This is a genomic window from Streptomyces sp. NPDC006393 (genome assembly GCF_040628575.1).
Classification (GTDB): Bacteria; Actinomycetota; Actinomycetes; order Streptomycetales; family Streptomycetaceae; genus Streptomyces.
Genome location: NZ_JBEXZD010000023.1, coordinates 1 through 14923, shown reverse-complemented (window position 1 = coordinate 14923; position 14923 = coordinate 1). Strand labels below are relative to the sequence as shown.

Genomic DNA, 14923 nt, shown 5'->3' with positions numbered 1-14923 from the left:
CCCTGGCGCAGGATCCGCACCGTCCCTAGCGCAGGATCCGCACCGTCCGCGACCCGCTCGCCTGGTCCAGTTCCGACACGCGCACCGTCGCCTTCGCGGTCCAGGCGCCGGGGATCGGGAGGTTGAGGGAGTCGGTGCCCCAGTAGCCCCCCTTGTCGGTGAGCCGGGCGTCGATCGGGCCGATCTTCTGCGCCGGCAGGGACAGCGAGAGACGGAGTTCCGGGACGGTGGACAAGCCCCCGTCGGGGCCGAACACCACGGCCTCCACGGCGTTCTGGCCGACGCGGCCCGGTTCCAGTGTGATCTGCACGGTGCCACGGCCACCGGGCGTGCCGGTGTCGAACGGGATCATGGTGACGGAGGCGCCCGGGATCCCTGCGGCGGGTGCGGTTCCGGCCGCCTCGGCGGCGGCCCGGCCCGGCAGCGTGCCGCTCAGCACCGTACTGATCACCAGCACCGCGACGGCCACCGCGACCTCGGCGAGCACCGAGCGCCGCAGTGCGCGCAGTGCGCGCAGGCAGCCGTCCGGTGCGGGGGACGGGCAGGGAGAGGATGTGCCGAACGGCGCGCCGGCAGGTGGGACCGCCAGCGGGGCCAGCGGGGCCGAGGACGAGACTGTCTGTGGCGCTGTCGTCCGCGCCGTCGGGTGCGAGGGGCCACCGACCGGCTCCGGGGTCCGTTCCTGTACGGTCTCGCTCCCGGTCGCTGCCGTTCCCGCGTTCCCCGCACTTCCGGCAGTGCCCACGTTTCCCGCACTTCCGGCAGTTCCCGCGCCTCCCGCACTTCCGGCAGCTCCCGCGCTTCCCGCACTTCCCGCCGTCCCCGCCGCCGTCACCAGCCGTGCGGTCCAGCGGCGCGAGCCGCCCGCGGCGGCCAGCAACAGCACCACGGCGGCGAGTTTGGCCAGCAGCAGCCGCCCGTACGTGGTGTCGGTGAGCGCGGTCCAGGAGCCGAGGCCGCGCCAGGACTGGTAGACGCCGGTGACCACGAGGACGGTGACAGCGAGGAACGCGATACGGGAGAAGCGGGCCACCGTCCCGGTGAGCCGGGGATCGTCGCCGGCGCCGCTCTCGGGAGCCGGGTCCGCCGTCGCCCGCTGGAGGGTCGTCAGCAGCGCCGTCAGGCCGCCCAGCCACACGGCCATGGCCAGCAGGTGCAGCACCGAGGACGCCATCGCCGCCGGAACCTGGATGCCGGCCGAGGCGTGTTCGGACGCGGCCCAGGTCAGGGCCAGGGCGAGCGCCAGGGCGCCGCCCGTCGCCGGCGTCGCGCGCGACGGGCCGCGTCGGGACAGCCGTACGAGGAACACCGCCACCGGTGCGAGCAGGGCCAGGCGGGCCAGCAGCACCAGGCCCGGGCGGCCGGTCAGTGTGCGGGCCAGGGCCGCGGGGTCGAGCGCCGAGGCCGGACCGGCGGCGGTCTCGTACGGGGCCCGCAGCGCCAGCAGGACGACGGTGGACGCCAGCAGCGTCCACCAGCCCGCGACCAGCGGCCGGCGCAGCGGGCCAGGGTCCGGCGGGCGGCACAGCAGCACGAAGGCCGTCGTGCCGATGAGCAGGGCGGCGGCGCCGTAGGCGACGTAGCGGGCGAGGTCCCAGAGAGCGCCGGTCGCCGGGTTCTCGTCGGGGCCCGTGTCGACGGCGGCCGAGGTCGGGGACGGCTTCCCCACGGAGAAGGTGAAGGCGCCGGAGACCGGGTGGCTGTCCGCCGACACCACCCGCCAGGCCACGGTGAACGTGCCCTGGCCCAGCCCGGCCGGGAACGCGACCTCGGCCGTGTCCGCGTGGCCCGGCGCGTGCCGGGCCTCGGCCGTGTGCACCCGCCGGCCGTCGGGGCCGAACAGGCGGAAGGAGTCGTCGAGCAGGCCCACGGACTCCGAGAAGGTCAAGGTGACGGAGGCCGGGGCGGTCCTGAGGACGGTGCCGTCGGCGGGGTCACTGGAGCGCAGGACCGCGTGGGCCGAGGCGGGCGCCGCACCGCCGAGGAGGAGCAGGAGCAGTACGGCGCCGAGCACCACCGACCGTCGCGACATCCGTCGCACCATCCGTCGCACCAACCGTCGCGCCGAGCCTCGGGTCACGTCACTTCTCCGTTGTGGGACTTGCCGGCCTTCCGATACGTACGGGCGCGGACGGCGCATCGCTCACCGGTCGGTGACGGGCCTCCCTCCGGCCTCCGGGAAGGCCGTCTCCCGGGAAAGGAAGGCGAGTTGGGCGCGCTTCTCCGGCAGGTACACGTCGGGCAGGTCGATCTCCGGCAGGACGACGACCGGTCCCCGTTCGAACCCCTGCCGCAGGAAGCGGGCGATGGCCTTGTCGTTGCGCACGTCAGGGTCCACCACGATCCGCCTGCGGTCCAGACCCAGCAGGAGGTGGGTGAGGACGGCACGCAGCAGCGCCGCCGTCCAGCCGGGGCGGTGGCCGTCCGCACCGGCCGGGGCGAGCAGCAGGTGGACGCCTATGTCACCGGGGCGGACCGGATAGCACTCGCTCACGCGGTCGGCCTCCGGCTCGTACGTCTGGAGCAGGGCGGCCGGGATGCCGTCCTTGACCACCAGGAAGGCGTGGTGGGTGTCCAGGGTGTCCATGTGGGCGTAGACGTCCGCGGCCTGGCTTCGCGTCAGGCCGGTCATGCCCCAGAAGGCGGCGCGTTCCTCGCTCACCCACCGGTGGACGGTGCCGGCGTCGGCGTACGGGTCCAGGGGAAGGACGCGGACGGTGCCGAAGCCGTCGACGACCTGCTCGTGGACGGCTTCGCGCTCGGAGGCGTACGGCACGTACGGCTCTGGGGTCGTCACAGGTCGGTCTCCTTCGTCAGGCGGGCCCAGTCGGTGACGACCGGAACGAGGTCTCCGGCGGTCCACAGGGGGAGCTGGTCGTGGTGGTGGGGTGCGCCGGGCACGCCGTCGGCGCCGAGCGGCACCACCCAGCGGCTGTTCTCGCGGTCGGCGAGGTCCCAGACGTAGCGGGCCACCGGCCCGCGCGCGGCGAGATCGGTCAGCCCCGGCACGGCGGAGGTGCACAGCACACAGTCGTGGTCGCCGGCCAGGCCGGGTTCGTCGTACGGCGCTCCGGCGTCCGTCAGTGCCCGCCAGGCGGCGAGGCGGTGCCGCTCCCCCCACGTCGTGGCGGGCCGGGCCGCCACCTCCTCCACGGCCGCGCGGACGATCGCCGGACGGTCGATGCCGTACAGCTCCTCCGCCCCGAGCAGGTTCTCGAGGGCGTGTCCGACGCGCGGGACGAGGGCCAGCCAGGGGAGGAACACCTCCGGGTATGCGGGCGGTTCGGCGAGCGCGGCGAAGACGGGGTGGGCGGCGAGCCCCCGTACGACGGCCGTACGCACCGCCGCGTACGCCCCCGCGTCCTCGCTGCCCGCGTCCATGTGCCGGTCCCAGCGAAGGAGGCGGTCGCGCAATCGGCCCGCCGCCGGGGACACACCGTCCAGGGCCGCCAGGTGGTCGAGCAGCGGCGCGGCGGAGGCGAGGTGGGTGTCGGTGTGGATCGCCGGCATGTCGTCGGCGGACCATACGGCGCGCTCGGCGAGCAGGGCGCGGATGCGGTCGGCGCGGTGCGGCGGGGCGAACTCGACGCCCAACGGGGCGGCGGGGCCGCGCTGGTTCGCCATCACGGCGACGCCGTCGGCCAGTCCGGCGCGGGGCGGCTCGTGCCAGCCCTGCCAGTCGTGGCCGGGTTCCCAGGCCGGAACCGGGCGCAGACGGTTGTCCGGGGCGCGCAGCGGTACCCGTCCCGCGACCCGGTGCAGCACGTCTCCCTCGGTGTCGGCGGCCAGGACGACGTTGACCGGCTCGGCCCAGGCGTCGAACGCCCGGTCGACGTCCCCGACGCGGCGAGCGCGCAAAAGCGGCAGCAGCGCACCGAACCCGAGATCACCGGTCACGCGGGGCGGGTAGCGAAGGCTGAGGGCGACGGGGTGCGCGAGGGGATCTTCCGGGCGGGGGCGGTCACCCGATTCTTGGACGCCGTCCCGGCGGCCTGGTCGGGCTCGGCAGTCCGGTCGGGCTGGGCGGTCCGGTCGGGCCGGTCCCTGGAAGCCGCTCAGGTCCTCCAACCCGCCCAAGCCCTCCAGCCCGCCCAAGCCCTCCAGCCCGCCCAAGCCTTCCGGGCCGCCCGCGATCACGGGGCCGCGGCCGGTCTCGACGATCTCCACCTCGACCGGGGCCTCGCCCGCGATCTCGACGGTCTCCGTGTGACGGGTGGCGCGCCGCCAGGTGCCGTCGGGGCCGAGCGCCTCGATCCCGGCGCCTGTGCGGCGCAGGCGCTCCCGGTAGAGGTCCTGGTAGTCGGCCATGGCGTTGGTGATGGCCCAGGCGACCGTGCCGGTGTGGCCGAAGTGGGCGATGCCCGGGACGCCCGGGACGGCGAGGCCCACCACGTCGAACTCCGGGCAGGCCAGGCGTATCTGCTGGTAGACCCCGGGATCCTCGACGAAGCGGTGCGGGTCGCCGGCGATCAGCGCCTGCCCGGTGACCGTACGCGCTCCGCTCACCAGCCAGCCGTTGCTGCCGGAGGTCCCGGGACCGTCGGTGGCGAACAGCGCGACCGCTCCCGGCCCGAGACGGCGTACGGCGTGCTCGCGCCACAGCTTGGCCGGGAAGCCTGCGAAGAGGATGTGCGTGCCGAGCCAGACGCCGAGCGGATGCCAGGGCTCCCAGTGGCCGGGGGCGAGGCCGGTCCTGGCGAACTCCGGGGCGCGCCGGGCGCCCTCGGCGAGCCCCTCGTTGACGCCTTCCGTGTACGCCCGCACCCAGTCGGCCGTCTCCGGGTCCTGTCGCTCCAGGGCCGCGAAACAGCGCCGTGCGGTGTCGGCGAGGCGGGCGCGCCGGGCGAAGAGGTCCCAGGCGAGGGCGGTGGCGCCGAGGAAGGACGCCGAGGTGCCCTGCGCCCGGTGCCGCTCGACCTCGAGCTGCCAGGCGCGGTCCAGGGCGGTGACCCGGCCCTGGGCCCGGGCGAGGGCGCGGGGGCCGTCGGCGCGCAGGTGCGGAATGCCCCAGGCGTCGCGGTGGACCTCGGCGGTCGTCGTGTGCATTCCACCCACCCCAATCTGATCAGGTTAGGCTAACCTAACCGAGCCTCGAGGGTGGCGGAAACGGGGGTGCGTCACGACAGCCGCCCGGCTGCCGCCCGGCCGCGGAACGGCTGCCGCCCGACTGCGGCCCGACTGCGGCCCGGCTGCGGCACGGCGTCCGACGGGCGATCATCGGGGCATGGACGTGACCCTGCACCTCGCCCAGGACCCCGAGGCCGACGAGCTCCTCGGCCGCAGTCCGCTCGCCGCGCTGGTCGGGATGCTGCTGGACCAGCAGATTCCGATGGAGTGGGCGTTCAAGGGACCGGCCACGATCGTCCGGCGCATGGGCACCGTGGACCTGGACGCCCACGAGATCGTGGCGTTCGAGCCGGAGACCTTCGCCCGGCTCCTGTCGGACAAACCGGCGGTGCACCGCTATCCGGGGTCGATGGCCCAACGGATCCAGGCGCTGTGTCACTACCTGGTCGAGCACTACGACGGCGATCCCGAGGCCGTCTGGCGGGACGTGGACAGCGGCCCCGAACTGCTGCGCCGACTCGAGGAACTGCCCGGCTTCGGCAAGCAGAAGGCGCAGATCTTCCTCGCGCTGCTCGGCAAGCAGCTCGGTGTGCGCCCGGAGGGCTGGCGGGAGGCCGCGGGGCCGTACGGCGAGCCGGAGTCCTTCCGGTCCGTCGCGGACATCACCGGGCCCGAGTCGCTGGCCAGGGTGCGGGCGTACAAGCAGGAGCTGAAGGCCGCCGCCAAGGCGTCCGGGAAGGCCAAGACGTCACCCAAGGCACCGAAGCCTTCCGACCGGTGACCACCGGAGCCGACCGCCGAAGTCGCCGGCCCGGGTCAGTGACCGGAGTCAGCGGCCGGAATCAGTGACCGGAGTCGGCGGCCGGAGTCAGCCGAACGGACCGTCAGCGGTGGCGGCCCGGCCGAGCCCGTTCCCAGCATGGAGCATGAGCGAGCCACCGAGCGGCGGCCCGGAAGGGCCGGGGTACGACGACCGCCACGTCCACGCGGCACGTGAGGCACGGGATGCCCGGTCCGCGCCGTCGCAGGCGTCCGCGCCGCACTCCGCACCGCCTCACGAAACACCTCACGAACCGCCGTTGGAAGGACCCCTGCACTTCCTCTCCCGCACCGCCTGGCAGGCCGTCCTCGTCACCGGCGTCGCCGCCCTGATCCTGGGCATCCTCGTGCTGCTGTGGCCCGGTGCCTCGCTGGTGGCCGCCGGAGTCCTCTTCGGCGTCTATCTCGTGGTCAGCGGAGTGCTCCAACTGGTCTCGGCCTTCGGCACGCACCGGACGACCTCGCTGCGCGTGCTGGCCTTCGCCAGCGGCGCCCTGTCGATCCTGCTGGGCCTGTTCTGCTTCCGCGGCGCGATGCAGTCGATCCTGCTGCTCGCCCTGTGGATCGGCATCGGCTGGCTGATCCGCGGCATCACGCAGACCATCGCCGCCGTCCACGACCGTACGGCTCCCGCGCGCGGCTGGCAGATCTTCCTCGGCATCGTCACCTTCGTCGCCGGGATCGTGCTGATCGACTCGCCGCTGGAGTCGGTCGCCGTGCTCACGTTGGTCGGCGGCTGGTGGCTGGTGGTGGTCGGCGTCATGGAGATCGTCACCGCCTTCCGCGTCCGCCGCCACGCCGAGAACGTCCCGCATCAGCTGTGAACGCCGTCGACCGCCGCCCGCGGGATACGCCGTGCGGGCGGTTCGGCCGGTCCGCGCGGTGAACGGCGTACGGACGCCGGGGACATGACCGACGTGAGCACCGCACCCGCCGCACCCGCCGCACCACGCACCGCCCACACGACCGGCCGCGTCGGCCGCGAGGGCCGCACGGGTCACGTGGGCCGCATGGACCGCATGGACCGCGTGGACGGCACGGGCCGCACCGGCCGTCGTCCGGTGCGCCCCGCGCGGAGCCGGACCGCCTGCCCGCGGGTGCTCGTACTGCTGCTCGCCCTTCTGATGCCCGGCGGGCCCGTCGCGGCGTACGGGGTGTACGGCTCGTACGGGACGTACGCGGTGCCCCTCGCGGCGGCGGCCGGCGGCGACGCACCGGTCGGGACCGGCGTGCCGGGCTGCGCCGTCGCCGAGCACGACACCCCCGGCTCCGCACCGCGCACCTCGGTGCGCGGCACCGTGCGCGTCGGTGGACCGCCCCTGCGGCCCGCACCCCCGTCCGCGCCGGTACCCGCGGACGCGGCGGACCGCCCCGCCCATGCGCGCGTGCCCTCGCACCCCCCGTACCGCCTGCACGCGCTGCGCTGCGTGGTCCTGCGCTGCTGAGCCGGCCGGCACACCTGCCCCCGGTCGGTTCACCAGCAAGCTCGGCCGGCTCGTCACGCCCGGTCGAGCACGTCCAGGAAGCGAAGTACAGCCATGTCCGTCGATCCGTACGCGGTCCTGCGCGCCCTCGTGCGCGCGGAGGCCGCCCGCAGCACGCCCAAGCCCCCGCAGCCGCCGGTGAAGGAAGCTCACCGGCGGGAACCCCGTCGGCCGGAAGCCGTTCGGCCCGAGCCGGGCGAACCCCGGCCGCCCGCCGCCTCCGATCCCGAGCGCGGCTGACCGTCGAACGGTCGAGCCGGGTGCCGGGACGGCGGGCGGTCCCGGCACCCGGCTCACCCGGCGCCCGGCTCGACGTGACCATGGTCCCGGTTCGCCCGGGTTTGCCGCGGCAATTCCAGCGCCGCACTGCGGCGGCGAGGCTGCGCCCGGAAGGTCTTGACCGGTAGGCTTTCCGTGTGATCTTCAAGCGCATCGGAAACGGCCGGCCGTACCCCGACCACGGCCGGGAAAGCACCCGGCAGTGGGCGGACGTCGCGCCGCGCCCGGTCCGCCTCGATCAGCTCGTGACCACCAAGCAGCAGCTCGACCTGGAGACCCTGCTGGCGGAGGACTCGACCTTCTACGGCGACCTCTTCGCGCATGTCGTGAAGTGGCAGGGCGACCTGTATCTGGAGGACGGCCTGCACCGCGCGGTCCGGGCGGCGCTGCAACAGCGCCAGGTGCTGCACGCACGCGTGCTCGAACTGGACTGACTCCGACCGGGCCGAGTCCACGGTGCTCATCGTCGGCGGACACCGGCCATTCGGTGACGGCTTGGACCTTTCGGGTTCTGCTGAGCCGTATCCAATGATCATCTAGTAGGAATCGCCGCTCCCGCGCACTACGCTGCGCCCATGAGCATGCTGACGCCCCCCGGCATGGGCGGGCAGTACCGGATCACGGGGAACAAGTACCCCCGAATGCGCAGGCCCCGGCGGCACGGCAGGCTCGTGCTCCTGGTCGTCGCCTCCGCCGCCGTGCTCGGCGTGATCGGGTGGGGCACGCTTCAGCTCATCGACGTCTTCACCGGCGGCAAGAAGGCCTCGGCGGCCGGCGGCGGGACGCACTGCGCGACCGACGCGGCGGCCAAGTCCGGGCCGTCGCCGGCCGGCACCGCCCGGGCGCTGCCCAAGCCGGGCCAGATCACCGTCAACGTCCTCAACGCCACGGCCCGCAGCGGACTCGCCAAGCAGACCGCCGACGAGCTGAAGAAGCGCGGCTTCCGCATCGGCCAGGTGGGCAACGCGACCAAGGAGTTCGACAAGAAGATCAAGGGCTCCGGGATACTGCTCGGCCCGGCGTCGGCCCTCAACACCTCGCTGCCGGTGCTCGCCACCCAGCTCCCGGGCGCCGAACGCCGCACCGACACCCGCAAGGGCACCGACGTCGACCTGATCATCGGCGACGGTTTCAAGCAGCTGGCCCAGAAGCCGGCCGCCGACAAGGCCCTGGCCGCCCTGAACGCGCCGCAGCCGGCAGCCACCGCGAAGAAGGGCTGCTGAGCGAACGCCGGCCGCCGATGCGTAGGCGGCCGGCCCGGCCTCCGTACGGCGGTCGGCCCGGTCTCCGTAAGGCGGGTCGGCCCGGTCTCCGTAAGGCGGGTCGGCCCGGTCTTCGTAAGGCGGCCGGACCGGCCGTCCGGCCGCGCCTCGGCTACTCGGCCGCCCCGTACATGCGGTCGCCCGCGTCGCCGAGGCCGGGCACGATGTAGCCGTGCTCGTTGAGGCGTTCGTCGACCGACGCCGTCACGACCGTCACCGGGGTGCCCGCCAGGTCGCGTTCCATCACCGCGACGCCCTCGGGAGCGGCCAGCAGCACCACCGCGGTCACGTCGTCGGCGCCGCGCCTGATCAGCTCCTGGATCGCCGCGACCAGCGTGCCGCCGGTGGCGAGCATCGGGTCGAGGACGTACACCTGACGGCCGGAGAGGTCCTCCGGCATGCGCGTGGCGTAGGTGGAGGCCTGCAGAGTCTCCTCGTTGCGGATCATGCCCAGGAAGCCCACCTCGGCGGTCGGCAGCAGCCGCACCATGCCGTCCAGCATGCCGAGCCCGGCCCGCAGGATCGGCACCACCAGCGGGCGCGGGTGGGAGAGCTTGACGCCGGTGGTCTCGGCGACCGGCGTGTTGATGTCGACCTGTTCGGTGCGCACGTCCCGGGTCGCCTCGTAGGCGAGCAGGGTGACCAGTTCGTCGGCGAGCCGGCGGAAGGTCGCGGAGTCGGTGCGGCGGTCGCGCAGCGTGGTGAGCTTGTGGGCGACCAGGGGGTGGTCGACGACGTGGAGACGCATGAGCCAACAGTAACCGGGCCCCGAACCGGGTCGCCCGCCACCACCTGGGGGCCCGTCCGCCGCCCGGTCCCGCCCTTCGCGGCACCGTCCGCCCGCTCCCTTCCGCGCTGTTGTGGCGTCCAACCCGCCGTCCGAGGGAAAGTGGGAGGGACGGAACCCAAGGTCGTGAGCCCATGCCCGGCCGGCGGTCCCGCGAGGATCCGGCGCCGAACACCGCGGACGACGAGCGCCGTCGGCGCCGCGCGTCGTGCTCGTAGGCCACTGTTCCGCCCGGTTCCGCCCGTAGGCCACTGCGGGGAACCCGGGAGAACACGCGTGGCACGGGGAAGAGAACTGGGGCAGCACACAGAAGGAAGAAGGCCGACACCGCGAGGAAGAAGGCCGACACCAGCGCCGACGCTCCGGGGCGGCCGCGCGTGCCCGCCGGGCAAAGCCGCGTACGATCCGCAGGTGGCGGCAACGAGTGTGCTGGTGAGTGCTTTACCGACGGACGACAAAACAGCCGGACACAGGGAGTCGAAGACATCCCCTGAACGCCTTGTTTCTGCCACGATTCCGAGTGGGTGGGGCTCGGAGCCCAGCTCTCTCCGCCCAGAACCTCCGCCGGGGGGACCCCCAACCGGCACGCCTATGACCAGTGGGAGAGTCACGGTGTACTTCGCCGCACTGCTCGCGCGCACCGAAGACGGGTGGGAAGCGAGCGACACAGAGCTCGACGATGTGGAGACGCTGTCCGACCTGGCCGACCTGGCCCGGGAAGCCTCGGCCGAGGACGACACGGTGCTCGTCCTCATCGAGCAGGAGGACGCGTGGTTCGGCGTCGTCCGCGTGGACGGCGAGGACGACCCTCGTATCTACGTCTCGGACGCCGCCGCCGCTGCCCGCAGTTCGTACGGCGAGATCCTGCTCACCGACGAACTGCTCGGCCGGGAGCCCGGTGACGACGTCCCCGATCTGGACTCCCTCGACCTCGACGGCACGGAGGACGGCGAACCGGCGTCCGCCGAGGACGACGAGGAGGAGGCCGTTTCCGTCGAAGCCATCACACACAGCCCGCTGGGTGACGGTGAGATCCTCGACGACCTGGGCGTCAGCGAGAAGGAGCTGCGCACCCTGGCCGCGGAGGACGCGCTGAGCGCGATCGCCGAGGCCCTGGGCGCCTCGGAGGTGCTGGAGACCGTCCGCTGACCCCGCAGGAGACACCGGACACGACCGGCACACCACCCGGGCCGGCCGGCGCATCCGGGCCGCCCGGCGCCGGCGGCAGGCCCCATGTGCCGCCCGCCGCCCCGGGCACATCCCATGTGCCCGGCGCTCCCGGCGCGCCCCATGTGCCCGGCGCCCCCGGGTCGCCCCGCGTGCCCGACCCCGTCCGCGATCCCTGGCGGGACGCGATGCGGCTCGCCCTGCGCGAGGCCGAGGCGGCCGTCCGGGGCGGGGACGTCCCGGTCGGTGCCGTGGTGCTGTCCGGTGACGGCACCACCGTGCTCGGAGCGGGGCACAACGAGCGGGAGGCCACCGGAGACCCGACCGCCCACGCGGAGGTCCTCGCCATCCGGCGGGCCGCCGCGCGGGTGGGGCAGTGGCGGCTGTCCGGCTGCACCCTGGTGGTCACGCTGGAGCCGTGCACGATGTGCGCGGGGGCCGTCGTGCTCTCCCGCGTGGACCGGGTGGTCTACGGCGCCCGCGACGAGAAGGCGGGCGCCGTCGGCTCGCTCTGGGACGTCGTACGGGACCGGCGGCTCAACCACCGGCCCGAGGTGATCGAGGGTGTGCTCGCCGACGACTGCGCCGGACTGCTCACCGAGTTCTTCCGCACCCGCTGAGCCGCGGCGTTCCGCGGCGGCGGGCGCCCGGGAAACGGATTTCGGCCCGAGGCCCACTGTGCTGTAAGGTCTCCCTCGGTAGCGTGTCCGAGCGGCCGAAGGAGCTCGCCTCGAAAGCGAGTGTGGCGCAAGTCACCGAGGGTTCAAATCCCTCCGCTACCGCAGGTAGAAGAGGCGCACGGTTCATCGAACCGCGCGCCTCTTCGGCTTCCGTCTCAGTTCCCGTCTCAGTTGGCCGGTACGAGCACCCCGGCGGCCCCTTCGTCGCCGTCGTCAGGACCTTCCCGGTCCGGCTTCCAGATCAGTCCGTCGACCTGTCGTGCGACGTCGCTGCGGACGGAGTCGACCATGTGTTGGTACCGCGCGGCCATGGCGGTCGTGGACCAACCCATGAGCCCCATGACGGCACGCTCGGAGACTCCGAGAATCAGCAGGACCGTGGCGGCGGTGTGGCGGGCGTCGTGCAGCCGTCCGTCTCGGACCTTGGCGTCGTCAAGCAACTCCTTCCAGTCGTCGTAGTCCGTTCGAGGTGATGTGCCGCGTCCGGTCGGCGTAGCGAAGAGCCACCCTTCGTCCGCCCAGTCAGCGCCAGCCGCTCCGCGCTCGGCCTGCTGCTTAGCCTGGTGCGTGCGCAGCAGGTCTACGAGCTGTGAGGGCAGTCCCACGGCCCGCCGTCCGGCACGAGACTTCGTATCGGCCGTCTCTGGGTTCGTCCGCTGACGCTGCGGGCAGTACCCGGCTTTCCTGCCGCAGGAGTCCCCGCACCCGTGGGCGTAGCGCGGCCGGCGGCGGCTCCGCCGGACCATCAGGACACCCCGGTCAAGGTCAACGTCCGCCCACTTGAGTCCGAGCGCTTCACCCTGCCGGAGTCCGAGGGCAAGCGCGACGGCCCACCGTGCCGAGTTCCGACGGTCGTCCGCCGCGCGCAATAGCCGCTGCACCTCTTCGACGGTGTAGGGCTCCACCTCCTCTTCACTGACGCGGGGGGCCTTGGCGAGCTGGACGGGGTTCCGGGCGAGGTGGCCGCGCCGTACCGCCTCGTTCAGCGCCGTACGGAATGTGCGGTGAATCTGGTGGATGGTCCCCGCCTTACGGCCGTCGGCCACCATGCGCCCGTAGAAGTTCTCGATGTACTCCGGCTTGAGCTTGTCCAGTCGGTGGGCACCGAGGGCGGGGATCAGGTGCTTCCGCACAGCCACGCCGTACCCGACCATGGTGTTCTCGTTCACGGCGAGCGGCGCGATGTTCTCGACCCAGTGCGTCAGCCACGTCTTGACCGTCCAGGGACGGCCCGCCTTCCGGATGCTCTTGGCGTCGCGCTGCCGCTCCAACTCGCGAACGGCGGCGGTCACCTCAGCGCGGGTCTTCCGTTCGACGTGGCGGCGGTCCGGCTTCCCGTCGTCCCGGATGCCGACGGTCACGCGGCCGTGCCACTTACCGTCCGCACCCTGGTAGATGGACGAACGGCCGTTCGGCTGACGGGTGCGCTTCTTGTCGCTCTTGTCTTCTGCCATGCGTGCTCCTCAGGCGGCCGGGACGGCGGTCAGGGTGGCGGCGGTGCGCTGCCTCTTGAGGCGGCGCGTGACGAACTCGGGGACGGCGTCGGCGGGCACCCGGCGAAGGTGGCCGACGGTGATGGACTCCAGCTCTCCGGAGCGGATGAGCCGGTAGCAGACGGTTCGACCGATCTGGAGACGGCGGGCGGCCTCTTCCACGGTCAGAAGCACGAGGGTGGGGTCGATGGCATCGGCGAGGTGGGCCGCGTCCATGCGGATGACGCTCCTTCGTCTCACGGGTGGGGATTTGGGAGCGGGGCCGTACTGGGCCCCCTTCTGAGGGCCGCTACTTCCGCTACCGCCGCTACCGCACAGGTCAGCGGCCTGTTGGAGGTAGCGGGAAGGGGTAGCGGTAGCGGCGGGGTAGCGGCTCGCGGTGGTGCTTGCCGCTACCCCGTTGTTGCTGGTCAGGCGGCGTTTTCGGTGCCGGGTAGCGGAGGTAGCGGACTTTCCGGGGGTGGGGGGCAGTAGCGGGCCCACGCGTCCCTCAGATCGGCGGCGTAGTAGCCCTTGAGGACGCTTCCGGCGGTCTTGATGTTGCGGGAGGTGATGGGCTCGTTGTCGGCCGTCATGTACTCCGCGAGCATCCGGGACAGGCGCCGGTTGTCGAGCGGCTTGCCACTGAGGTCGGCCCACGGGGCGTCGTCGAGGGCGTTAAGCCGGTCCAGGATCGCGATGGTGGGCAGGCGGTCGATGCCGACCAGGACGTGGTCGCGCAGGTCGGTCAGCAGCCGGACTCCCAGGCTGCCCTTGTCGTTGGCCTTGGAGGCGGTCACCAGCGTCACGCAGGCGGCGCGGGCCCGCTCGGGCCAGTGCCCGCCGGCGGCGTCGGCGATGGCGAGCAGGGGTTCCCATACGTCCGCTGGCCGGTCGGTCACCCCGTCCGGCATGTCCGGCCACGCCCCCATGACGAACCCTCGGGCCTGCTCTGCCCAGGTGGCGAGCCGGTCACGGAGCTTGTGCCCCTCCGCCTCGTGGACGCGGGCCCGGAAGGGCTCCACCTTCTCGTTCCTGGCCCTGCGCCGCATGCGGATGATGACGGAGCGGCTCATGATCGTGTCGGGCAGCGAGCCGAGACCGGCGACCGCAACCGCGCAGTACGAGGGGAAGGCTTGCACGGTCTGCTGCCCGCCGTCCCCGATGCACCGGTAGGTGACCCCGGTGCGGCGGTGTCCGGCATTGAGGAACCCGCGCAGCTCCTCGTTGTCCCCCGCCTTGGGACCGAAAACGGTGTCGATCTCGTCGAACAGGATCGTCGGCTTGCCGTTGCCGCTGGAGACGGACCGGAACAGGGCGGCGGCGGAGGCGTTGACGGCGGTCATGGGCTGCGGCACGAGGGTTTCCACGATCTCCAGCGCCCGCGTCTTGCCCGACCCCGGTTCCGGGGACAGGAAGGCGATGCGTGGGGTGGAGTCGAAGCAGTCGAGCAGGTGGGCGTGCGCGTCCCACAGGGTGACCGCGACGTAGGCGGCCTCGGTGGGGAAGACGTTGAACCGTCGGTGGAAGGCTTCCACCTCGTCGAGCAGCGCGGCCCCGTCGATGGTGGGGGTCATGCGGCGGTCCTCCGTTCAGGGAGCGGATCGGGCGTGCCGGCGCAGAAGTACTTGTGCGCCTGGTACTCGACAGCGAGAGCAGCCACGGCCCGGGGACCGGTGGCCGTGCGGGTCTCTCCGCAGGTGCAGGCGTAGGCGGCGGTGGGGGTGTCCCCGTGGCGTTTGGTCCAGCGGGCGCCGTCCCAGTGGTGGCGGTAGACCGGCGGGGCGTAGATGCGGATACCGGGCCGCTCCGGTGTCGGGTCCTCGGTGCCGTGGCGTGCCTCGTTGCTCCGGAACCGGTCAGAGCGAAGAGCAGTACGGACGCCCTTGCGGGCGGCGCCTTTCGG

The 14923-nt window shown here is 73.1% G+C and carries 16 protein-coding genes and 1 tRNA gene; 9 read left to right on the top strand and 8 right to left on the bottom strand.

What is annotated here, in order from left to right:
• Positions 1-25: 25 nt before the first annotated feature.
• The 3 genes from ABZ484_RS12880 to ABZ484_RS12870 form a co-directional block, all read right to left on the bottom strand.
• Positions 26-2017: a copper resistance protein CopC gene (locus ABZ484_RS12880; RefSeq protein ID WP_358865963.1), complete on the bottom strand. Its 1992-nt coding sequence runs from the start codon at positions 2015-2017 to the stop codon at positions 26-28.
• A 126-nt stretch (positions 2018-2143) separates the two neighbouring features.
• On the bottom strand, positions 2144-2797 hold the full coding sequence (locus tag ABZ484_RS12875) for a GNAT family N-acetyltransferase (protein WP_358865920.1): 654 nt from the start codon (positions 2795-2797) through the stop codon (positions 2144-2146).
• The gene (locus tag ABZ484_RS12870; RefSeq protein WP_358865919.1) at positions 2794-5046 is read right to left on the bottom strand and encodes a penicillin acylase family protein; all 2253 of its coding nucleotides are present in this window, start codon (positions 5044-5046) and stop codon (positions 2794-2796) included. The genes ABZ484_RS12875 and ABZ484_RS12870 overlap by 4 nt, the downstream gene beginning before the upstream one ends.
• A gap of 178 nt (positions 5047-5224) precedes the next feature.
• On the opposite strand from ABZ484_RS12870, the gene ABZ484_RS12865 reads away from it, so the two are divergent.
• The 6 genes from ABZ484_RS12865 (at position 5225) to ABZ484_RS12840 (ending at position 8872) form a co-directional block, all read left to right on the top strand.
• Positions 5225-5848 (top strand): HhH-GPD-type base excision DNA repair protein, encoded by a 624-nt coding sequence (locus tag ABZ484_RS12865; protein WP_358865918.1) that lies wholly within the window; start codon positions 5225-5227, stop codon positions 5846-5848.
• A 145-nt stretch (positions 5849-5993) separates the two neighbouring features.
• Complete coding sequence (locus ABZ484_RS12860; RefSeq protein ID WP_358865917.1) at positions 5994-6710, top strand: HdeD family acid-resistance protein; 717 nt, start codon at positions 5994-5996, stop codon at positions 6708-6710.
• 84 nt (positions 6711-6794) lie between these two features.
• Positions 6795-7331, top strand: coding sequence for a hypothetical protein (locus tag ABZ484_RS12855; protein ID WP_358865916.1), 537 nt, complete (start codon positions 6795-6797; stop codon positions 7329-7331).
• A gap of 93 nt (positions 7332-7424) precedes the next feature.
• The gene (locus ABZ484_RS12850) at positions 7425-7610 is read left to right on the top strand and encodes a hypothetical protein (protein WP_358865915.1); all 186 of its coding nucleotides are present in this window, start codon (positions 7425-7427) and stop codon (positions 7608-7610) included.
• A 176-nt stretch (positions 7611-7786) separates the two neighbouring features.
• A complete protein-coding gene (locus ABZ484_RS12845; RefSeq protein WP_004943146.1) occupies positions 7787-8083 on the top strand; it encodes a type II toxin-antitoxin system VapB family antitoxin in 297 nt (98 codons plus the stop codon).
• Between the two features lie 165 nt (positions 8084-8248).
• On the top strand, positions 8249-8872 hold the full coding sequence (locus tag ABZ484_RS12840; RefSeq protein WP_358865962.1) for a LytR C-terminal domain-containing protein: 624 nt from the start codon (positions 8249-8251) through the stop codon (positions 8870-8872).
• Positions 8873-9023: 151 nt separating this feature from the next.
• Here ABZ484_RS12840 and upp read toward each other — a convergent pair whose 3' ends face one another.
• The gene (gene upp, locus ABZ484_RS12835; protein WP_358865914.1) at positions 9024-9659 is read right to left on the bottom strand and encodes a uracil phosphoribosyltransferase; all 636 of its coding nucleotides are present in this window, start codon (positions 9657-9659) and stop codon (positions 9024-9026) included.
• 651 nt (positions 9660-10310) lie between these two features.
• Here upp and ABZ484_RS12830 point away from each other — a divergent pair.
• The 3 genes from ABZ484_RS12830 (at position 10311) to ABZ484_RS12820 (ending at position 11647) form a co-directional block, all read left to right on the top strand.
• The gene (locus ABZ484_RS12830) at positions 10311-10847 is read left to right on the top strand and encodes a hypothetical protein (RefSeq protein ID WP_358865961.1); all 537 of its coding nucleotides are present in this window, start codon (positions 10311-10313) and stop codon (positions 10845-10847) included.
• A 206-nt stretch (positions 10848-11053) separates the two neighbouring features.
• Positions 11054-11485 (top strand): tRNA adenosine(34) deaminase TadA, encoded by a 432-nt coding sequence (tadA, locus tag ABZ484_RS12825; protein WP_358865960.1) that lies wholly within the window; start codon positions 11054-11056, stop codon positions 11483-11485.
• 77 nt (positions 11486-11562) lie between these two features.
• Positions 11563-11647, top strand: a tRNA-Ser gene (locus ABZ484_RS12820).
• 65 nt (positions 11648-11712) lie between these two features.
• On the opposite strand, the gene ABZ484_RS12815 is transcribed toward ABZ484_RS12820, so the two are convergent.
• The 4 genes from ABZ484_RS12815 to ABZ484_RS12800 all read right to left on the bottom strand — a co-directional run.
• Positions 11713-12999: a site-specific integrase gene (locus tag ABZ484_RS12815; protein ID WP_358865913.1), complete on the bottom strand. Its 1287-nt coding sequence runs from the start codon at positions 12997-12999 to the stop codon at positions 11713-11715.
• A 9-nt stretch (positions 13000-13008) separates the two neighbouring features.
• On the bottom strand, positions 13009-13254 hold the full coding sequence (locus ABZ484_RS12810) for a helix-turn-helix domain-containing protein (RefSeq protein WP_358865912.1): 246 nt from the start codon (positions 13252-13254) through the stop codon (positions 13009-13011).
• A 194-nt stretch (positions 13255-13448) separates the two neighbouring features.
• On the bottom strand, positions 13449-14594 hold the full coding sequence (locus ABZ484_RS12805) for a DUF3631 domain-containing protein (protein ID WP_358865911.1): 1146 nt from the start codon (positions 14592-14594) through the stop codon (positions 13449-13451).
• The coding region (locus tag ABZ484_RS12800) for a hypothetical protein (RefSeq protein ID WP_358865910.1) at positions 14591-14923 on the bottom strand (333 nt) is incomplete at its 5' end. The genes ABZ484_RS12805 and ABZ484_RS12800, both read right to left, overlap by 4 nt.

What these genes read in the sequence shown, in the direction of transcription:
- ABZ484_RS12805 (WP_358865911.1), bottom strand. Translation starts at nt 14,594, where the DNA reads ATGACCCCCACCATCGACGGGGCCGCGCTGCTCGACGAGGTGGAAGCC.
- ABZ484_RS12840 (WP_358865962.1), top strand. Translation starts at nt 8,249, where the DNA reads ATGGGCGGGCAGTACCGGATCACGGGGAACAAGTACCCCCGAATGCGC.
- ABZ484_RS12870 (WP_358865919.1), bottom strand. Translation starts at nt 5,046, where the DNA reads ATGCACACGACGACCGCCGAGGTCCACCGCGACGCCTGGGGCATTCCG.
- ABZ484_RS12860 (WP_358865917.1), top strand. Translation starts at nt 5,994, where the DNA reads ATGAGCGAGCCACCGAGCGGCGGCCCGGAAGGGCCGGGGTACGACGAC.
- ABZ484_RS12815 (WP_358865913.1), bottom strand. Translation starts at nt 12,999, where the DNA reads ATGGCAGAAGACAAGAGCGACAAGAAGCGCACCCGTCAGCCGAACGGC.
- ABZ484_RS12810 (WP_358865912.1), bottom strand. Translation starts at nt 13,254, where the DNA reads ATGGACGCGGCCCACCTCGCCGATGCCATCGACCCCACCCTCGTGCTT.
- ABZ484_RS12850 (WP_358865915.1), top strand. Translation starts at nt 7,425, where the DNA reads ATGTCCGTCGATCCGTACGCGGTCCTGCGCGCCCTCGTGCGCGCGGAG.
- ABZ484_RS12855 (WP_358865916.1), top strand. Translation starts at nt 6,795, where the DNA reads ATGACCGACGTGAGCACCGCACCCGCCGCACCCGCCGCACCACGCACC.
- ABZ484_RS12865 (WP_358865918.1), top strand. Translation starts at nt 5,225, where the DNA reads ATGGACGTGACCCTGCACCTCGCCCAGGACCCCGAGGCCGACGAGCTC.
- tadA (WP_358865960.1), top strand. Translation starts at nt 11,054, where the DNA reads ATGCGGCTCGCCCTGCGCGAGGCCGAGGCGGCCGTCCGGGGCGGGGAC.
- upp (WP_358865914.1), bottom strand. Translation starts at nt 9,659, where the DNA reads ATGCGTCTCCACGTCGTCGACCACCCCCTGGTCGCCCACAAGCTCACC.